15 protein-coding genes and 1 tRNA gene are annotated in these 17,658 nt (G+C 34.0%); 6 read left to right on the top strand and 10 right to left on the bottom strand.

Annotated features, from left to right (window positions below):
- The first annotated feature begins 69 nt into the window (after positions 1-69).
- Positions 70-582 carry a DUF421 domain-containing protein gene (locus BM024_RS11145; protein ID WP_090680220.1) on the top strand — a complete coding sequence of 171 codons (513 nt, stop codon included), beginning with the start codon at positions 70-72 and terminating at the stop codon, positions 580-582.
- Here BM024_RS11145 and BM024_RS11140 read toward each other — a convergent pair.
- From BM024_RS11140 to BM024_RS11130, 3 genes are all read right to left on the bottom strand, one after another.
- Positions 576-1,871 carry a mechanosensitive ion channel family protein gene (locus BM024_RS11140; RefSeq protein ID WP_090680218.1) on the bottom strand — a complete coding sequence of 432 codons (1,296 nt, stop codon included), beginning with the start codon at positions 1,869-1,871 and terminating at the stop codon, positions 576-578. The two genes, BM024_RS11145 and BM024_RS11140, sit on opposite strands and share 7 nt — an antisense overlap.
- Positions 1,872-1,964: 93 nt before the next feature.
- Positions 1,965-2,867, bottom strand: coding sequence for an OmpA/MotB family protein (locus BM024_RS11135; RefSeq protein ID WP_090680216.1), 903 nt, complete (start codon positions 2,865-2,867; stop codon positions 1,965-1,967).
- A 13-nt stretch (positions 2,868-2,880) separates the two neighbouring features.
- On the bottom strand, positions 2,881-3,645 hold the full coding sequence (locus BM024_RS11130; RefSeq protein WP_090680214.1) for an exodeoxyribonuclease III: 765 nt from the start codon (positions 3,643-3,645) through the stop codon (positions 2,881-2,883).
- A gap of 193 nt (positions 3,646-3,838) precedes the next feature.
- Between BM024_RS11130 and BM024_RS11125 the strand changes: the two genes are divergently transcribed.
- Complete coding sequence (locus BM024_RS11125) at positions 3,839-5,635, top strand: GNAT family N-acyltransferase (protein ID WP_090680212.1); 1,797 nt, start codon at positions 3,839-3,841, stop codon at positions 5,633-5,635.
- 59 nt (positions 5,636-5,694) lie between these two features.
- Here the strand turns inward: BM024_RS11125 and BM024_RS11120 are convergent, their stop codons facing one another.
- The 6 genes from BM024_RS11120 to serS form a co-directional block, all read right to left on the bottom strand.
- The gene (locus tag BM024_RS11120; RefSeq protein ID WP_090680210.1) at positions 5,695-5,958 is read right to left on the bottom strand and encodes a TM2 domain-containing protein; all 264 of its coding nucleotides are present in this window, start codon (positions 5,956-5,958) and stop codon (positions 5,695-5,697) included.
- 45 nt (positions 5,959-6,003) lie between these two features.
- On the bottom strand, positions 6,004-6,945 hold the full coding sequence (locus BM024_RS11115; RefSeq protein ID WP_090680208.1) for a 2-hydroxyacid dehydrogenase: 942 nt from the start codon (positions 6,943-6,945) through the stop codon (positions 6,004-6,006).
- 11 nt (positions 6,946-6,956) lie between these two features.
- Positions 6,957-8,309 carry a magnesium transporter gene (gene mgtE / locus BM024_RS11110; protein ID WP_090680207.1) on the bottom strand — a complete coding sequence of 451 codons (1,353 nt, stop codon included), beginning with the start codon at positions 8,307-8,309 and terminating at the stop codon, positions 6,957-6,959.
- Positions 8,299-9,078, bottom strand: coding sequence for a 16S rRNA (adenine(1518)-N(6)/adenine(1519)-N(6))-dimethyltransferase RsmA (gene rsmA / locus BM024_RS11105; RefSeq protein ID WP_090680205.1), 780 nt, complete (start codon positions 9,076-9,078; stop codon positions 8,299-8,301). The genes mgtE and rsmA overlap by 11 nt, the downstream gene beginning before the upstream one ends.
- Positions 9,079-9,085: 7 nt before the next feature.
- Entirely contained in the window at positions 9,086-9,400 is a 315-nt protein-coding gene (locus BM024_RS11100) for a DUF4286 family protein (protein WP_090680203.1), read from the bottom strand.
- 126 nt (positions 9,401-9,526) lie between these two features.
- Entirely contained in the window at positions 9,527-10,798 is a 1,272-nt protein-coding gene (gene serS / locus BM024_RS11095) for a serine--tRNA ligase (RefSeq protein ID WP_090680202.1), read from the bottom strand.
- 308 nt (positions 10,799-11,106) lie between these two features.
- On the opposite strand from serS, the gene rseP reads away from it, so the two are divergent.
- Both rseP and BM024_RS11085 read left to right on the top strand, forming a co-directional pair.
- Complete coding sequence (gene rseP, locus BM024_RS11090) at positions 11,107-12,456, top strand: RIP metalloprotease RseP (protein WP_090680200.1); 1,350 nt, start codon at positions 11,107-11,109, stop codon at positions 12,454-12,456.
- An 82-nt stretch (positions 12,457-12,538) separates the two neighbouring features.
- Positions 12,539-12,612 (top strand) — tRNA-Asn (locus BM024_RS11085).
- 654 nt (positions 12,613-13,266) lie between these two features.
- Here the strand turns inward: BM024_RS11085 and BM024_RS11080 are convergent.
- A complete protein-coding gene (locus BM024_RS11080; RefSeq protein WP_090680198.1) occupies positions 13,267-14,382 on the bottom strand; it encodes an Omp28-related outer membrane protein in 1,116 nt (371 codons plus the stop codon).
- Between the two features lie 115 nt (positions 14,383-14,497).
- Between BM024_RS11080 and BM024_RS11075 the strand changes: the two genes are divergently transcribed.
- Together BM024_RS11075 and BM024_RS11070 are read left to right on the top strand one after the other, a co-directional pair.
- On the top strand, positions 14,498-14,986 hold the full coding sequence (locus BM024_RS11075) for a TlpA family protein disulfide reductase (RefSeq protein ID WP_090680197.1): 489 nt from the start codon (positions 14,498-14,500) through the stop codon (positions 14,984-14,986).
- 1 nt (position 14,987) lies between these two features.
- Entirely contained in the window at positions 14,988-16,637 is a 1,650-nt protein-coding gene (locus BM024_RS11070; RefSeq protein ID WP_090680196.1) for a DUF6029 family protein, read from the top strand.
- The last annotated feature ends 1,021 nt before the right edge of the window (positions 16,638-17,658 follow it).

The following is a 17,658-nucleotide window of genomic DNA, read 5'->3' as shown; positions in this document are numbered from 1 at the left end:
ATGATAAGAAACCAGTCTGATTTATTAGTCTGGTTTTTTTGTATCTTTATTTTAATCAATAGGTTTTCTATGTACGAATACGCGGATATTGTTGTCAGGAGTTTATCGGTTTACTTGTTTATGGTGATTGCTCTTCGAATTTTTGGCAAGAAGGAATTGTCACAATTGAATACAGCTGACATTATACTTATATTATTGATCAGTAATTCGGTTCAAAATGCCATGGTAGGTCCAAATACTTCTTTGTTTGGAGGATTAGTTGCTGCTTTGGCTCTTTTTATTATTAACCACTTATTAAAGTGGTCAATGCGAAAAAGCAAATGGTTACGAGGAGTATTGCAACAAAAGCCAGAAATATTAATCCATAACGGAATTGTGGATTTTGCGATGGCTACAAGATTAGGGATTTCCTCTGAAGAACTGTCTGAGGCTATGCGTGAACATGGGGTAGAATATTTTAAAAATGTAAAATTAGCTATGTTAGAAATAGATGGCACCATCAGTATTATAACGGGTGATGAACATTTAAGACAAACACATTATAAAAGAAAACACACTCGAAAAGATTTAACGGATCATTGAGGGAGTTTGATGTTTCGCAAATCATCAGACGCAGGTGATTCAAATACCTCTAATTTGAAATATTTTGTCGAAGCAAATAAATGATCGAACAAATCGGATAATATAGTTTCATAAAATACCCAACGAATGTCATTTGTGAACATATACAACTCTATCGGAAGACCGTGTTCTGTAGGTTGTAATTGACGTACCATTAAAGCGTGTTCTTTATGGATGTTTGGGTTTTGCTGTGCATATCGCAATACATATGCACGAAATAAGCCTACGTTGGTCATTCTTCTGCCATTTACGGGCATTGCAGGATCTGCTTGGGTTTCTCTATTGTAGTTTTCTATTTCAAGACTACGCTCTTCTATGTATGGAGCAAGTATTCTGATTTTTTTCAGCTCTTCTATCTCTTCAGGATCAAGAAAGCGAATGGAAGATATCTTAATGTTGATAGCTCTTTTGATTCTTCGTCCGCCAGAATTTTGCATTCCTCTATAGTTTTTAAAAGAGTCGCTAATTAGTAGGTGCGTTGGTATAGTAGTGATGGTCTTGTCAAAGTTTTGAACTTTTACAGTGTTTAGATTGATTTCTAAAACAGTTCCATCAGCTCCAAACTTGCTCATCTCAATCCAATCTCCTACGCGAATCATATCGTTGGAAGATACTTGTATGCTCGCTACAAATCCCATAATAGTATCTTTAAATACCAACATAAGAATTGCTGATGCAGCTCCTAATGATAGTAAAAAGTCAACAGGTGATTTACCAGTGAATAGTACAAAAATGGAGATTCCAGCAAAAAAGTACATGATAATACTTATTACTTGAAAGTAGCTGTCTAGAGGTTTGTCAGCTAGGGAAGGCCTGGTTTTGGCAAAGTCTTTTAAACTTTTTAAAATAGATCTAATAAAAAGTAAAACCGTTATTATTAATACTAATGATATTAATTTTTCGATGCTTTTTATTAGGTTTGGGAACCCTATAAATACAAAAGGAAAAAAGTTAATGGCTATAGTTAACGGTATTAGATGAACTCCATAGTCAAATACTTTATTTGCTACAATAATGTCGTCTAGTTTTGTTTTGCTTTTCAGTATATACGACTTTAAAAGGCGTAGAATAATTCTTCTAATAACAAAATCTATAATAAGTAAGCTACACCCAATTAGTATAAGCAATACAGCTGAGGTAATGAAATGTGTATAATAGTCTGATAGTTGTAATAATGCTAGTTTTTGGTAGCACCAAGAATACATAAAGTGAAGTGCTTTATCATCGACAAATTGTACAGAATCTTGCATGAAACTTTTATAGGATGTGATTAGGAATAGGGTAAAGATAGATAAAAAAAGACACCTCTTGAATAAGAGATTATTCAAGAGATTGTCAGATTTTTATAAATCGTTTAACATTTTTGATATTTCATCTAATTTTGGAGCTAAAATCACCTCAATTCTTCTGTTCTTAGCTTTTCCTTCTGCAGTTGAATTGCTCATTAATGGTGCGTATTCGCTACGACCAGCTGCTGTTAGATTTTGCTTGTTGATACTCGGGTTTTCTGAAAGTACGCCAACAATTGTTGTGGCTCTCTTGGTAGATAAATCCCAGTTATTTTCAACTCCTCCACCTAAGTTTCCTAGTACTTTATCATTATCTGTATGTCCTTCGATTAATACGGAAATATCAGGATTTTCACCTAAAACTTTCCCTAACTCTACAACTGCCTTTTTACCCTCTGGACTTATACTCCAACTTCCAGAATTGAAAAGTAGTTTATTCTCCATAGAAACATATACTTTTCCGTTTTTATGCTCGATAGTAAGACCCTTTCCTTCAAAGTTGTTTAGTGCCTTAGATAAAGTGTTTCTAAGTGTTGACATTTGCTGTTCTTGTGCAGCTATTTTTCCTTCTAGTTCAGCTACTCTTTTCGAACGTTCTTCTAGTTCTGATTTAATTTTCGCTAAACGGTCTGCTTCAATTTTTAAAGCTGCTTCACTGTATTTTTCTAAATTTGTATAAGAGTTTTGAAGTTTGTCTAAATTACCTGTTTTTTCCGCTATATCAGCATTTAGACGGTTGCGTTCCTCTTCAAGTTCTGCAAGCTGTTGCTGTGTTTTTTCTCGTTCATTTTTTAAGCTATTTAAATCGGCACTAACATTGTCAAAATTGTTTCTCAATAATTCATTTTCATTAAGAGCTGTTTCGTATTGTCCGTTCAGTTCATTGTATAAACGTCTAGTTACGCAAGAAGACAAGAGTGTTATACTTAAAAGTCCTAAGGTGATTTTCTTTAACATGGTTTACTTTGTTTTAAGGTTGTATTTCTATAACTATTGGGCAATGGTCTGAATGCTTAGCTTCTGGAAGGATCAACGCTCTATTGATACGTTCTCTCATCGGTTCTGAGGCTAAGTGATAATCTATTCTCCATCCTTTGTTGTTGTTTCTAGCATTCGCACGATAGCTCCACCAACTATAGTTATGAGGTTCTTGATTAAACATTCTAAAACTATCAATAAAACCACTTTTCATAAAAAGGTCTAGCCAATTGCGTTCTTCTGGTAAAAAGCCTGAAACTTTTGCATTTCTAACTGGATCGTGAATGTCTATTGCCTGGTGACAGATATTAAAATCACCACCTATAATAAGGTTTGGAACTTCTTTTATAAGATTATTTATATACGCTTGAAATTCGTCCATATATTGAAATTTGTACCCAAGTCGGTCTATGTTAGTTCCTGATGGAAGATACAAAGACATAACAGAAAACGTGTCAAAGTCTACTCTTAAATTTCGCCCTTCAAAATCCATATGTTCAATTCCTGTACCATAAACAACGTTGTTTGGTTTTTCTTTGCAGAAAATAGCAACTCCACTGTATCCTTTTTTTTGAGCAGAGAAATAATATTGGTATGGATAACCTGCTGCTGTTATTTCTTCGGTTGGAATTTGTGATTCCATTGCTTTTATTTCTTGAAGGCAAATAATGTCTGGATTAGCAGCTTTTAACCATTCTAGAAAACCTTTAGTAATGGCTGCACGTATTCCATTTACATTATAAGAGATAATTTTCATTTCGCATGTTTTTAAGATTTTCAAAAATACTTAAAAAATCATGAAGCGAAAAGTTATAATTGTGCAAATACAAGTGATTGATGTCTAGTTTTATGAGTATGTTTAAAAGTGAAAATGGACCCTTGGTAATTTAAAATTAAAAAAGAGTAACTAAAGAATTAGTATATTTGTGTTGGTTTAATAATTATAATGAATGGGGCTAGTTACTGCGAAAGAAGTTGCGAAAGCAATCAACGTTGATAAATATGGTTTTTTAGGTACTTTTTCGGGGTGGCTCTTGATGAAAGCCCTAAAAATTTCTGCGCTAAATGATATTTATGATCGCAATAAACATTTAGAGGATGTGGAGTTTTTGAACTCTATTTTGGAGGAATTTCAAATTGAGTTTGAGATAAATCCTGAAGAATTAAAAAGATTACCGAAATCGGGACCTTATATCACTATTTCAAATCATCCTTTGGGTGGAATTGACGGCATTTTGTTGCTTAAATTGATGTTGGAACGCGATCCTGATTTTAAAATTATTGCAAATTTTTTATTACATCGTATAGAACCTTTAAAACCTTATATACTTCCTGTAAATCCATTTGAGAATAACAAGGATGTGAAATCTAGTGTTATTGGTTTGAAGGAGACACTAAAGCATTTGAATGAAGGAAAGTCTTTGGGGATCTTTCCTGCGGGAGAGGTGTCTACCTATAAAAATGGTGCCGTTATTGTTGATAAACCATGGGAGGAGGGAGCCATTAAGCTAATTAAGAAAGCCAATGTTCCTGTAGTTCCTATTTATTTTCATGCTCAAAATAGTAAGTTGTTTTATTTTCTATCTAAGATAAATCCGACAATGCGTACAGCCAAACTTCCTTCTGAGTTGTTGACCCAAAAGGATAGAGTTATTAAAGTACGCATTGGAAGACCGATTTCTGTTGCAGAACAACACGATCATCAGGATATTACGGAATATGGAAACTTTTTGAGATTCAAAACTTATATGTTGGCGAATGCTTATAAGAACGACAAGACAAAATTCATAAAAGTACCGTCTTTTAAAATTCCTAAAATTCCAAAAGAGATTGCGAAGGCGTGCGATAGACAGGAGATTCTTTCAGAAATTGAGTCTTTGCGCAAGGATGATCATAGATTACTTCAAAGTAAGAACTATGAAGTGTTTTTGACCAAAGCAGACAAAATCCCTAGTATCTTACACGAGTTAGGGCGTTTGCGTGAAATTACTTTTAGGCAAGTCGGTGAAGGAACAAACAATTCTTTAGATCTTGATAAATATGATAAGTATTATCATCATATGTTCTTGTGGGATAATGAGGCGAATGTGATTGTAGGGGCCTATCGTATGGGATTAGGAAAAGAAATTTTCAAAAAGCACGGAATCTCTGGATTCTATCTGCAAGAATTGTTTCGCTTCGAATCTGAACTTTATGAAATGATGTCTAATTCTATTGAAATGGGAAGGGCATTCATAATTAAAGATTATCAACAAAAACCAATGCCATTATTTTTGCTTTGGAAAGGTATTGTTCATACAACCATGCGTTATCCTGAGCATAAATTCTTGATTGGTGGCGTAAGTATTAGCAATCAGTTCTCGGAATTTTCTAAATCGTTGATGATTGAGTTTATGAAATCCCATTATTATGATCCTTATATTGCTCAGTATGTATCTCCTAAAATGGAATATAAAGTACAGTTAGAAGATACGGATAAGGATTTTGTGTTTAGTGAAACTGAAGCCGATTTAAACAAGTTTGATAAGATAATTGATGAAATCGAACCGGGTAATTTAAGATTACCAGTGTTGATTAAAAAATATATAAAACAGAATGCGAAGGTAATTGCTTTTAACGTAGACCCTTTATTCAATAATGCGGTAGATGGTTTGATGTATATTCGAATTGCGGATTTACCAGAAGAAACGGTTAAACCCGTTATGGAGGAGATTCAAGCTGATTTAGAGAAGAGGGGATATCAATAATTTTGTTGTTGATTTTGAAATAAAAAAAGGGCTACTTTTAAAGTAGCCCTTTTATATTTTTAGAACCAAGGCTTTTTGTTTGCTTGGTAAGTTTGGTAGAATTCTTCATCTGATTTGGTTAAATAGATAATTCCTTCAATAAATCCAATAAGTCCTGCTGCTCCACATGTTACAATAGAAGCGATAATCTGAATAATTCCTTCTTTAGTATACCCTAAAACGAATTTGTGGATTCCTAAATAACCGAATAAAATTCCCATTATTCCTGCTAAGACTTTTTTGTTGTCTTGTGGGTGTGATTGGTTGTTTTGTACTTCGTGCATAATGATTTTTTTTTTCAAAAATAATGCAAATTTTTTGGAACTTTATTATAAAGTAATCCTTTTTAGTTTGTCTAAAATGGTCTGAGCTAGTTTTTCTTTACTTTCCCATGTCCAACCTGCTATATGCGGAGATAACAGTACATTTGGTGCGTTGATTAGGTAGTTCATGGGTTCTGGTAGTGTGCCTTCAGTGAACATATCTTCAAAAGAGTTTTTTTCATATTCTAGTACGTCTAAAGCTGCTCCTCTAACTTTTTCTGATTTTAATGCTTCTACTAAATCTGCTGTATTGACTGATTTACCTCTTGCAGTATTAATGAACCAAATTGGTTTTTGAAAACCTTCAATAATATCTTTGTTGATGAGGTATAGTGTTTCAGGTGTTTGTGGGGTATGTAGACTTAGTATATCAGTACGGCGCTGTAGTTCTCTTAAGGATACTTGTTTTGCAAAATCATCTTCTACATTGGGTTTTATATCATAAAACAGTACTTCGCAATCAAAACCTTGTAGTCGCTTCGCAAAAGCTTTCCCCATATTGCCATAGCCTATTATTCCTACTGTTTTACCTTCTATTTCAAATCCTCGGTTTTCTTCACGTAACCAAACTCCATTTCGAACCTCTTGATCGACTAGATTTAAACGATTCATTAGACAGAGTAACATACCTAGGGCGTGTTCTCCCACCGCAGTTCGATTTCCTTCTGGTGCTGCTATTAAGGCAATGCCTTTACTCATTGCATACTCGCAATCTATATTCTCTAGACCTGCTCCTACTCGTGCAATGAATTTCAAGTTTGTAGCTTTTTTAATAAACTCTTGGTCTATTTTAAAACGACTACGTATTACAATTCCTTCATAGTCCGATATCGATTTTTCAATTTCTTCTTTTGTAGAAATATAGTTTTCAACGTTTGTATAACCTAAAGCTTCTAATCCTGATAGCATAATAGGATGATTGCTGTCAATATGTAATACTTTTTTCATGTTGGTGTATATTAGAAGCCTAAAATAATTTTTGCAATAGAGAAATAAATAAGGATACCGAAGATGTCATTGCTGGTGGTTATAAAAGGACCGGTTGCTAAGGCTGGGTCAATACCATATTTATTTAAAAAAATAGGTATAAACGTTCCAATTAAGCTCGCAATAACAATAACACTTACCAATGCGATGGCTACTGTTATTCCAATCATATAGTCTACTTGTAGTAGAAAATGACTTCCCAATAGTAAGATGATAGATAATATAAATCCATTGAAGAGACTAAGTGTCACTTCTTTCAAAAGTCTCTTCCATATTGAACCAGAAATGGTATTGTTCGCCAAACCTTGAACAATAATAGCAGAAGATTGAACGCCGACATTTCCTGCCATAGCGGCAATTAACGGGGTGAAGAAGAAAAGGATTCTGAATTTCTCCATAGCTCCTTCAAAGCTTCGGGTTACATTTACTGCTACAAATCCACCAATCATCGCAAGTATTAGCCAAGGGATTCGAGCTCTTGTAAGAGTTAGTATACTGTCATTGGCTTCAACGTCTTGGGAGATACCTGCTGCTAGTTGGTAATCTTTATCAGCTTCGTCTTTAATTACGTCTACGATATCATCAATAGTAATTCTTCCTAACAGTCTACCCATTTCATCTACTACTGGTATAGCTTCTAAGTCATATTTTTGCATGATACGAGCTACTTCAACATCTTTGGTGTCTACACGTACGTAATCTACATTTCGAATATATACATCGCTGATATGTGTGGTTGTTGAGGTTGTAAGTAAGTCTTTAAGTGAGAGACGTCCTTTTAAGCGCTGATTGTCGTCTACGACATATATGGAATGAACTCTAGAAACGTGTTCGGCCTGTTTCCGCATTTCTTTCACACATGTTAATACAGTCCAGTTTTCATTTACGGATACTAACTCTGTACCCATTAATCCCCCTGCTGTATTCTCATTATAGCGCATTAAGTCTACAATGTCTTTCGCGTGTTCAAGATCTTCTAATTCCGAGATTACTTCTCCTTTTCGTTCTTGAGGTAGTTCTGAGATAATATCTACCGCATCATCGGTATTTAATTCGTCTAGCTCTTCTGCAATTTCTTTAGATGAAAGGTTTTTTAAGATATTCTCACGAACGTTTTCATCTAGTTCTAATAATATTTCTGCTGTTACTTCACTGTCTAGTATGTTAAAAATATAAATAGCTCCTTCTTCGGAAAGCTCATTCATAATTTCTGCTATATCGGCAAAGTGAATATCTTTTAGTATCTCTAAAAGCTCTTTTTCATTCTTTTCAGCAATTAAATCCTCGAACTGTTGTATAGATTCTCTACTGATTTTAAACTCCATTGGCTTCTAGTTTTTGAGTTATGTATATAAAGTCATTTACATCTAATTGTTCAGGTCTTAAGTTTAAGATCTCATCATCTTTCATTTCTTCAGGCAGATTGAGTGACTTTAAACTATTTCTCAATGTTTTTCTTCGTTGATTGAATGCTGTTTTTACTACGGTAAAGAATTTCTTCTCACTACAAGGTAGTTGATAGTTTTCCTTTCTAATCATTCTCATTACTCCTGATTTTACTTTCGGAGGAGGGTTGAAAACGTGCTCTGATACTGTAAATAGGTACTCTGGCTCGTAAAACGCTTGTGTTAGTACTGACAGGATACCATATGCTTTTGTTCCTTTTCTTTCACAAATTCGCTCGGCAACTTCCTTTTGAAACATTCCTGAAAACTCTGGAATATAGTCTCTGAATTCTAATACCTTGAAAACGATTTGGGTTGAAATATTATAGGGAAAATTACCAATGATGGCAAACTGTTCTTTATTAAAAGCTTCTACTATATCATATCTCAAAAAATCTTCACTGAAAATATGGTGATGTAGTTTAGGGTAATGTTTACCTAAGTATTCAACAGATTCTTTATCTATCTCAATCACGAAGGTTTCGATAGGTTTGTCTAAAAGGTATTTGGTTAATACTCCCATTCCTGGACCAATCTCTAATACTTTAGTATATTTTTCCATTGTGAGCGTGTCGGCAATCCTCTTGGCGATATTTTCGTCAATCAAAAAGTGTTGCCCTAAGTGTTTTTTTGCTCTTACCTTTTCCATGTTTTTCCTATTTGTGTTCGCTAATTAACTCTAATTCTGTTTTGAAAGTAAGCATAAGCTCACCAAAAAGGCGCTTAGCTTCTGACTCAAACTGGTCAAAGTCTTCCTTGTAAAATTGATTGAGTGTTTCCTTGTTGGGAGTTTCAAATTGTATGGAGTACGTTGTACCTCCCATTTCTTCTTCTATCAATACTTTAACCATACGGGCTTTTTGGAACTTACCGGTTTTTAAAAGTCCTGGTATATAGTGCTCGTTAATCCAATTCATCCATTGGTCGTGTACACTTTCATGTATGTTTATAGTTACATTGTAGAGAATCATAGATTTTTTATTTATATAAGTTATATAAAACGGTTGAGTTTTATGTGCTTTAATACAAAAAAAGCACCAAATATCTTGAATCGTTTTTTGGTGCTTTTTATATGGTTTTATATTGTATTATTAAAACTAGTCAATAATGTCAAAGCCCGTGTATGGTCGAAGTACTTCTGGTATTCGAATTCCTTCAGGAGTTTGATAATTTTCTAATATTCCTGCTAATACACGTGGCAATGCCAATGAACTACCGTTCAGAGTGTGTGCTAACTGATTTTTACCTTCTTCATCTTTGAAACGCAATTTTAAGCGATTTGCTTGAAATGTTTCAAAATTTGATACAGAACTGATTTCTAACCAACGTTCTTGAGCGGTTGAATATACTTCAAAGTCATAAGTTAAAGCAGAGGTAAAGCCCATGTCTCCACCACATAATCTCAATATACGGTACGGTAATTTTAATTCATCTAAAATTCCCTTTACATGCTCAACCATTCCGTCTAACGCTTTGTAAGAGTTATCAGGATGTTCGATGCGAACGATTTCTACTTTGTCAAATTGATGTAAACGGTTCAAGCCTCTAACGTGTGCACCATAAGAACCTGCTTCTCTACGGAAACAAGGTGTGTAAGCAGTGCATAGTATAGGAAGCTCTTCTTCTTGTAAGATAACGTCTCTGAACATGTTTGTTACAGGTACTTCAGCAGTTGGAATTAAATACAAATCATCTACTCCTGCATGATACATCTGTCCTTCTTTATCAGGTAATTGACCTGTTCCATATCCAGAAGCCTCATTGATTAAATGTGGGACTTGGTATTCTTTATAACCAGCTTCTGTATTCTTATCTAGAAAGTATGAGATTAGGGCGCGCTGTAATCTAGCTCCTTTTCCTTTGTATACTGGAAATCCTGCTCCTGTAATCTTATTTCCTAATTCGAAATCAATGATGTCGTATTTTTTCACTAACTCCCAATGTGGTAAAGCACCTTCGTGTAAAACGGGTACTTCTCCTGCTTCAAATACATTTAAATTATCTTCGGCTGCTTTTCCTTCTGGTACTATCTCGTTAGGTAAGTTTGGAAGTGTATAAAGTTTTTCAGTAAGGGCTTCAGCAACTTCATTTATAGTTTCTGTTAGCGCTTTACTTTGGTCTCTTAAATGTGTCGTTTTTTCTTTGATGATTTCCGCTTTTGCTTTCTCACCATTTTTCATTAATTCTCCTATGCTTTTGGATAACTTGTTGGATTCTGCTAATACGGTGTCTAACTCAGCTTGTGTGCTTCTTCGTTTTTCATCAAGTGCTATCACTTCTTTCACCACGTCGGCAACATCAAGGTTACGTTTTGCCAATGCTTGGACTACGAACTCTTGATTCTCTCTAATAAATGCTATCTGTAACATATTTAAAAAATTAATTATATAGCAAAGTTAGAAAATACTTTTATAATGAACAGTGATTCTTCTTGAACTTCTTTGATTTTTACTTATTAAAGGATATAAGGTTTGCTATAAGCTTAGTTTATTGATGATTTTGCCTTTAAGTCATGCCGTAAATCATTTATTAGTAGCGTCTTTGTGTGTTTTGGAATTATGAATATTAGTAATATGGGATGGAATTTATTAAAAAGGGTAGAGTTTCAAAAAAAATACGGAATAGTTAAAGTAAAACTTTATTTTTGTCCAGTAATCATATTTTGTAAATCATAAAAATGGAAATAATTATTAAACTTTCTCAGTTTTTGCTGAGTTTGTCTTTGTTAATCATCTTGCATGAATTAGGGCATTTTATCCCTGCAAAGCTTTTTAAAACTAGAGTTGAGAAATTCTATTTGTTTTTCGACGTTAAGTTCTCTTTGTTCAAAAAGAAAATTGGGGATACTGTATATGGAATTGGTTGGTTACCATTAGGTGGTTATGTGAAAATAGCTGGGATGATTGATGAAAGTATGGATACAGATCAAATGAAACAAGAACCACAACCTTGGGAATTTCGTTCGAAGCCGGCTTGGCAACGCTTGATTATTATGTTGGGAGGGGTAACCGTGAATTTCGTACTTGCTTTTGTAATATATATAGGGATGGCTTATGTATATGGAGATTCTTATTTAAAAAATGATGATCTTAAGGATGGTATTAGTGTAACTAATCCTGTTTTACAGAAAGCGGGACTTCAGACTGGTGATAAAATAGTTAGTGTTGATGGTCACATTATCGAACGATTTAACGACTTACCCGAGGCATTATTAGTTGGTGTAGGGAAGGACGTTGTCTTAGAACGTAATGGTGTTCAGCAAACAATTACCTTACCTGCTGATTTAATTGGTCAGGTTGTTGATGAAAATTCTAAGTCATTAGTTTCTTTGAGAATTCCGTTTGTTATTGCCGGTTTTGCTGAAGGAAGTGCTAATGAAGGTAAGCTACAACCAAAAGATGTTGTTTTGTCTGTTAACGGAGAGCCTTTACGTTACTATGACCAAGTTGAGGTTGCTATGTCCAAATATAAAGGTCAAACAGTTCCAATGGAAGTCTTGAGAGACGAAAAGAAAACGGTGGTTGATGTTACTGTAGATAAAGATGGTAAATTGGGAGTGTTTAATGGATTAGTAGGAATGCAGGATATGGAGCGTATGGGGTATTATACACTTAGTCATGATAAGTACAGCTTCTTAGAGTCTATTCCAGTAGGCTTGGAGAAAGGAAAGGATAAGGTTGTTGGGTATTGGAAACAATTAAAATTAATGGTTTCACCTGAAACAGGTGCTTATAAGGGTGTAGGAGGTTTTAAAGCAATCTTTGATATTTTTCCACAGTTCTGGAGCTGGGAATTGTTTTGGAGTATCACAGCGATTCTATCAATTATGTTAGGGGTAATGAATTTATTGCCTATTCCTGCACTTGATGGAGGGCATGTAATGTTTTTATTATATGAAATGATTTCTGGTAGAAAACCGAGTGATAAGTTTATGGAGAATGCCCAAATGGTTGGTTTCTTTATACTTATAGGATTGTTGTTATTCGCAAATGGAAATGATATTTACAAAGCTATACTGGGTAAATAAAAAAGCTTGCATTTTTTTGTAAAAATGTTTGCAGACATAGAAAATTGGGCTATATTTGCATCGCAATAAAGGTAACACACCTTCCTCCTTAGCTCAGTTGGTTAGAGCATCTGACTGTTAATCAGAGGGTCCTTGGTTCGAGCCCAAGAGGGGGAGCAAAAAAGCACTTACAGAAATGTAGGTGCTTTTTTTATTTTATCAAATATTGAGATTATGCTTTACGTATATGTTCTGTATTCTTTGTCTGCGTACAAGTTTTATATTGGAGAAACATCTGGGCTTTCTACTGGTATCGCTTGGCATAAATTCTAAACATTCTGAAAATGCTTATACTGGTATAGCAGATGATTGGGGAGTGTTTTTGGAGTCTTTCATGTTCTACAATATTTCAAGCATGAAAAACAGAAAGGCATATTAAATTGATGAAGAGCCGAAAACATCTTAAGAATCTTAGGCGATATCCTTAAATAACAGATAGATTGCTTGAAAAATATAGTTAATCAGAGGGCCTTGACCCGGTAGCTATCAGGAGGGGAGCGAAAAGCACTTATAGAAATGTAGGTGATTTTTTTGTTTTATCTATTTCAGGTTAAACACAATGTGTGTTCTGTGTTAACGAACAGGTGTTGTGTTTGAGAAACATCCGAGTTAACTACTAGATGCTTTTTATAATTCTAAATGTTTTCAAGATGCCTATGAGGGTATTTGAAAAAAAGAGTTTTTTGTTCTAAAAAAATCCAATATGTATATTTATAAAAAAAGGCTATCTAGTTTTATAGATAGCCTTTTTAGGTTTAGAATTGGATTGATTTACAATACAATCTGATAATTTTGGTTTTTATTTCCTTTAGCAACAACTGTGTTTAGAACTTCTCCAGTTGTTGAGTTAGTAACGATAATAACTACTTTTAAATTTTCTACTTCTTTAGCAGTGTAGTTGATTACCATGTCTTTTATTTCAAACTCACTTCCTTTTGCAGTTTGTGCTGCTGGAATTTCTGTTCCTCTAAAGTTTCCAGATGACATTCCGATTAATGTGTTGTTATGAATGAAGTTTTCAGTCCAGTTATTTTTCCAAATATACGGTGCCGTTTTGTAATATTGAGTTGAGTTAGATTGTCTAAATTCTAAACCATCTTCTAAAACAAAAACTGCATAGTTTAATTTGTCAGAATAGTCTTCTGTAAATTTAATTGTCGCATTAATTGTTCCTGTTGAATTTGTTAGGGTAGAATTAATTTTAACACCAATAGTTGAATGAGATTTGTATCTTTCTACAACTGAGTTAGGGTTTTTTCTGAAATCTTCTACTCGGTTAGTAATAGCAAATGGATAACCTTTTAGGCCTAATTCCTTTTCGAATTTTCTTCTAGCAGTAGGATTGAAATCGAATGGATCATATCCTCCATAGTTAGGGTCTGTGTTGTTAGGGTCATAGTTATTGTGAATTGCTATAGCTTGAAATTTTTCTGGATCAGAAGTTTCGAATAATTCGATATCGTAAGCTACTAAAGGACAATATTGACACCATACACCTGTCATATCCTCAACCAATGTTTTGTGCTTGAATTTTGTAGCGTTTTTAATCACTTCTTCATTTTCAATAACTGTTAGTGTAATAATATTACTGTCAAAAAGACCTTCTTTTTTTGCACTAATTGTGAATTCTCCTTCAGTTTGGAAGCTGTAAGCAGAACCTGATATTGGTTCATTGTTAATGTAAATAGTTGCATCATTTACTGCTTCACCGTTAGCATTAACTACAAAGTGAACTTCATCATATAGAAGTACAGTGTTGCTCTCGGTGGTTAATACTAGTGTGTCGTCATTTACGTCTCCACCTCCATCATCACTACTACAAGATGCTAGAGTTAAAAACAAGCACAACATTGGGGCAAAAAAATTTCTAAAAGATTTAGTTTTCATTGTATTTAAAATTAAGTTAACAATGTAAATGTATAGATAAATTAAGTATAACAAAAAGTTAATTTGAGTTTTTTTGAATATATTTGTCACCAAACGAACTAAAAAAAAATATAGAATGAAAAATTTACTTACGCTATTTGTGTTATTGATTGTTTCAGTAGGTATGGCTCAAAAGAAGGATTTGCCAAGTGTACAATTAAAAGATTTGGATGGAAAAATAGTGAACATTGCTGATTATAATAAATCTGATAAACCTATTATTATCAGTTTTTGGGCTACATGGTGTGGACCTTGTTTAAAAGAATTGAATGCAATAAAGGAAGTGTACAGTGATTGGCAGGAAGAAACAGGAGTTGAGTTGATTGCGGTTTCGATTGATGATGCAAAATCTGTAAAAAGGGTTAAACCTTTAGTGAATGGGAAAGGATGGGAATATAAAGTTTTATTAGATGATAATCATGAATTAAAAAGAGCAATGAACGTGGTAAATGTGCCATTTACAGTGATTGTTTATAAAGGAGAGATTGTTTATAAACACACTAGTTACACTCCTGGAGTTGAGAAAGAGTTGTTTAGAAAGGTGAAAGCATTGACAGGGAAATAGTATGAAAAGAATTTTATTAGCAGGTATTTTATTAACTGCGTATTCAGGTTACTCACAAATCAGAGTTGGATTTGAAAATAATTCTCAGTGGTATGTAGATGATAAGAAAGTCAAGATCGATCCTCAAGAGGCTGAGGATAGATTAAGAACTAACTCATATTTGAAGGTTGATTATGATTATAAAAAATGGTCATTCGGAACTCAAATAGAAGCTTATGAACCTAAGGCATTATTGAATTACTCACCCGATTTTGAGGGTGTAGATATTGGAACTATTTACGCGAGGTATAATGATTATGAAAATGGATTGGATATTACAGCAGGACATTTCTACGATCAGTTTGGTAGTGGATTGCTTTTTAGATCTTGGGAGGATAGACAAATTGGTATAAATAACGCTGTTTTCGGTTTGAATGCTAAGTATGATATTACGGAAAATATTAAAATTACGGCATTAGGTGGAAAACAACGAATAGGAATGGGATTTGATTTGTCTGATTCATATTTGTTTGGAGGAGATTTAAATTTTGATTTAGGTTCAATGTTTAAGTTTGAAGAAATTGATTTTGGAGCTGGAGTTAGTTATTTGGGTAGATTAGAAGAAAAGAATGATTATAATAAAGGTCTTGATGAATTAACTAATGCGATGTCTTTTCGGTTGAATGCAAGTGGAGGAGGTTTTTATGGAGATGTCGAATATGTTTATAAGCAAGAAGACGCTTTAGTGGAATTGGGTAGATTATATCCAAAAGTAAAACAAGCAGGAAATGCTTTGTTGATAAATGGAGGGTATTCTCAAAAGGGGGTGGCTTTGAATTTGAATTTACGTCGTATGGAAAATATGGCTTTTTATTCTCAGCGTGATCTTAATGGGGATATTTATATGAGGGGTGTAATTAATTATATTCCAGCTCTAACTAAGCAGTATGATTATTCTTTGCAGAATATTTATGTTTATCAAGCGCAACCAAATTTTGATATGAATATGCAGAGAAAATTGGGAGAAATTGGTGGGCAGTTTGATTTTTTCTACGAATTTGAGAAGGGTAGTGCCCTAGGAGGTAAGCATGGAACTAATTTGGTTTTAAATGGTTCATATTGGGCTGGTATTAAATCTGAAGTAAAGAAAAATAAGACAGGTGTTACATCTGATTTTTTAGACTTTGGAGAAAAGTACTATCACGATTTTGGAATGGAAGTTCGCAAAAAGTGGAGCAAAGATTGGTCTTCAATTTTTATGTTCTTAAATCAGTATTATAATAGTCCATTCCTAAATGGAGAATTCGAGGTTGTAAAGACTAATATTGTTTCGGCTGAATCGACGTATCAATTTTTAGATAATAAATCAGTGAGATTAGAATTGCAACACTTATGGGCTGATGCTGATAAAAAGAATTGGGCTGGAGGTACTGTCGAATTTGCGGCTAATGCTAATTGGTCATTTTATGTGAGTGATATGTATAATTATGGTAATGATATTGAAGAGGAACGTATTCACTATTACAATGTCGGAGCAAGTTTTACAAAAGGCACTACTCGTGTTTCTGCTAGTTATGGACGTCAACGTGGTGGATTACTTTGTGTGGGAGGTGTTTGTAGAATGGTGTCTGAGGCAGCTGGGTTAACAATTGGAATTACTACTTCGTTTTAAATTGTAATACGATACCTTGTTTTATAAAAGAGGACTTTCATAGTCCTCTTTTTTTGTTATGGTCTTGAATTGCTGAATTTGTTGATGAGTTTTAATCTTGTAATCCATGATCGGAAGAAGCGCTTTGTTGAAAGGGTTTTCTTTAGGTGTATTTGTATTCATGTTTAAAACCGCGACAACCCTTTGTTTAATAGTCAGGCTTGTTCTGTAGGTTGTCAAGTTTACATAAAATCTCTACCTTATATAAGGAGCGATTTTCTTAAATTTACTACCGAAGAAGCACCCCAAAGGTTCTTTTGAAGCTAAAACAATATTTTTCATCCAACACAAAACCCTATTTAGCTATGAAAACACCCGATTTACCGGTTTACAGCTAAAATTTTCTAAAAAAACAAAGCGTGAAAACCAATCCCTATGCGCCCTTGCACAAGAAAAGCCAAGAGAAACCCCGTTAAAACGCCGAACACAAAAAAAGAAACAAAAAATAAATGAGTCGGTAACGATAAGTTAACGTGCGAGTTACGAAATACTGTTGAAAAAGATTAGAAATAAAGCGAGATAAAGTTTGCGAGTGTGGAAAAAGAAGCTACTTTTGCACTCGCAATACGGAAGAAGTCGCAAGACAAAAAGTACTGCACACGTTCTAATACAAGCAGAGAAAAACTTTTAAAATAAACCTCCTGAATAATTAGGAAGTGAAAAACAAAAGGTGTTATCTTTGCCATCCGCTAAAAGGGCAACGTTCTTATAAAAATGACAAGAAAAAAGAAAGAAAATATTTTTTCAAAAAAGCTTGTCAGATTAAAAAAGAGTTGTACTTTTGCAACCGCTTTGAGAAACAAGCGACATTAGAAACGAAAGACACGTTCATAGACATATTGGATTGACAGCAAAAATAAAGAGAGAGTAAGGTAAGTCGTAAGACTTGAATTAAGTCCGCAAAATCTTATAACATTAAAAATATACGATGAAGAGTTTGATCCTGGCTCAGGATGAACGCTAGCGGCAGGCCTAACACATG

Origin of the sequence: Myroides guanonis, assembly GCF_900114085.1 — a bacterium.
Taxonomy (GTDB): Bacteria; Bacteroidota; Bacteroidia; order Flavobacteriales; family Flavobacteriaceae; genus Flavobacterium; species Flavobacterium guanonis.
This window is presented reverse-complemented; position numbering and strand designations above follow the sequence as displayed.